A 2,257-nucleotide genomic window follows, 5' to 3' on the forward strand; every position below is an offset into this window, starting at 1 on the left:
GGGCCATCCCGGCCTCCGCCGCGGCTCGCACGACCTCCGCCGCCCGCGCCGGCGGCAGGCAGATCGCCGCGTACCGGCTCACACACTCCTTCACCACCGCCAACTCCGCCCCCGGCGCGTACTCGGCGGCATCCTGGCAGGTCAGGTCGTCCCCCGTGACCGCCAGCACCGGGACCCCGTGCTCACCGGCCAGGGCCGCGTTCAACCGGCCCTCGCTGGCCAGCACCCCGTCCAACCAGACCCCGGTGATCGAGTTCTCCAGGTAGGTGTGCGCCAGCACCCCGTCCACCCCGGCGGCAGCGTGGTAGCCGAGGAACACCACCCCGTCCACCCCGGAGTCCACGCCCTGCATCATCGACAGCGGCTTGTGCCGCCCGGTCAGCAACCGGGCCCGCACGTCCAACGACTCCAACAGCAGGTTCCGCTGCGAGGAATGCGCCTCGTTGACCAGCACGTCCACCGCGCCGCCGGCGAACAGGCCCTCCACGCACGCGTTGACGTCCCCGGTGAACATCGCCCGGAACCGCTGCCACTGCTCAGTGCCCGGCACCACGTCATCGGTCCACGTGACGCCGGTGGCACCTTCCATGTCGGCCGAGATCAGGATGCGCACCCGGCCACCCTAGTGATCACCCGGGGCCCGAGCACGCCACACCCGCCGCTACCGCCCCGAATTCCACCGTTTGGCGTGCACTCCGGACCCCGGCTGCGCACAACGCGGGTCAACACCCGAGGAGGAACCGGTCCAGAACACGCACCCCGAACTCCAACCCCGCCACCGGCACCCGCTCGTCCACCCCGTGCGCCATGGCACGGTAGTCATACCCGGCCGGTACCCGCAGCGGGGAGAACCCGTACCCGTGGATACCCAGCTTCGCGAACGACTTCGCATCCGTGCCCCCACCCAGGCAGTAGGGGACCACCACCGCCTCCGGGTCCTCCGCCCGCACCGCCTCGGCCATCGACTCGAACCACGGGGAGTCCACCGGCGACTCCACCGCCGGGTTGTACACCAACTGCTCCCGACTCACCCCCGGACCCAACAACCGGTCCACCGTCGCCAACAGGTCATCCCCCGAACCCGGCAACGCCCGCGCGTCCAACTCGGCCACGGCCGTCGAGGGAACCACGTTCACCTTGTACCCAGCCGACAACACCGTCGGCGTCACACTGTTGCGCACCGTCGAGGCCACCAACGCCCCGGCCGCCCCCAACCGCTCCACCGTTCCCGGCACGTCCTCCAGATCACACCGCACCCCCAACGCCGAGGACGTCCGCACCAGGAACTCCCGCACCGTCGGCGTCAGCTGGACCGGCCACTCGTACTCCGCCACCCGGTGCACCGCCGCCACCAACCGGTGCACCGCGTTCTCCTCGTTGCGCCGCGACCCGTGCCCAGCCCGCCCCGTCGCCGTCACCCGCATGTGCGCCGTCCCCCGCTCGGCCGTCCCCACCGGGTACAGCCGCACCCCCTCCACCTCGTAACTGACCCCGCCGCTCTCACTGATCGCCGCCGCGCACCCCTCGAACAACTGCGCGTGGTTCTTCACCAACCAGCCCGCGCCGAACTCGCCGTTGTCCTCCTCATCGGCCACGAACGCCACCACCACATCCCGACGCGGCCGCCGACCCTCCCGCGCCCACCCGACCAACACCGACACCACCATCGCGCACATGTCCTTCATGTCCACCGCACCACGACCCCACACGAACCCGTCCCGGACCTCCCCGGCGAAGGGATCCACCGACCACAACGCCGGATCAGCCGGCACCACGTCCAGATGCCCGTGCACCAGCACCCCCGGCGCATCCCGGTCCTCACCCGGCACCCGCACCACCACGTTGCTCCGCCGCGGCGCCGACTCCAACACCACCGGCGCGTACCCGGCATCGCTGAGCAGCCCGGCGACGAACTCCGCCGCATCCCGCTCGCCCTCGGCGTCACCGCCGCCCCGGTTGCTCGTGTCGAACCGGATGAGTCGCGCACACAGTTCCGCCGGATCCACTCGCCCGCCGCCTTCCTGCCGGTCGCCCTGCGCCCAGGCTGGGCCCCGACCGGGCAGCCCGCAGCCCACCACGGCGAAGTACAGACGATCAGGTTACGTCTGGCTACACCTGGGCGACAGTCGTTGACTTACCGCTGTCTCTAGTGGTTTCTTCTCTTCACTCAGCGGATAGGGGACGGTACGGCATGAGCATGAGAAAGTGGGCTGTCGGGGTCGCGGCGGGGATGCTGGCGGTGACCACCGCCCCCGCC

2 protein-coding genes are annotated in these 2,257 nt (G+C 70.9%); both read right to left on the reverse strand.

Annotated features, from left to right (window positions below; translation table 11 throughout):
• Positions 1-613, reverse strand: a 613-nt coding sequence (locus ACTIDRAF_RS0218985; RefSeq protein ID WP_016700311.1) for a M55 family metallopeptidase, incomplete at its 3' end; no start/stop codon positions are given.
• A gap of 109 nt (positions 614-722) precedes the next feature.
• On the reverse strand, positions 723-2,006 hold the full coding sequence (locus ACTIDRAF_RS0218990; RefSeq protein ID WP_016700312.1) for a M20/M25/M40 family metallo-hydrolase: 1,284 nt from the start codon (positions 2,004-2,006) through the stop codon (positions 723-725).
• Positions 2,007-2,257: the final 251 nt, after the last annotated feature.

It is taken from the genome of Actinoalloteichus spitiensis RMV-1378, assembly GCF_000239155.1.
GTDB classification, from domain to species: domain Bacteria; phylum Actinomycetota; class Actinomycetes; order Mycobacteriales; family Pseudonocardiaceae; genus Actinoalloteichus_B; species Actinoalloteichus_B spitiensis.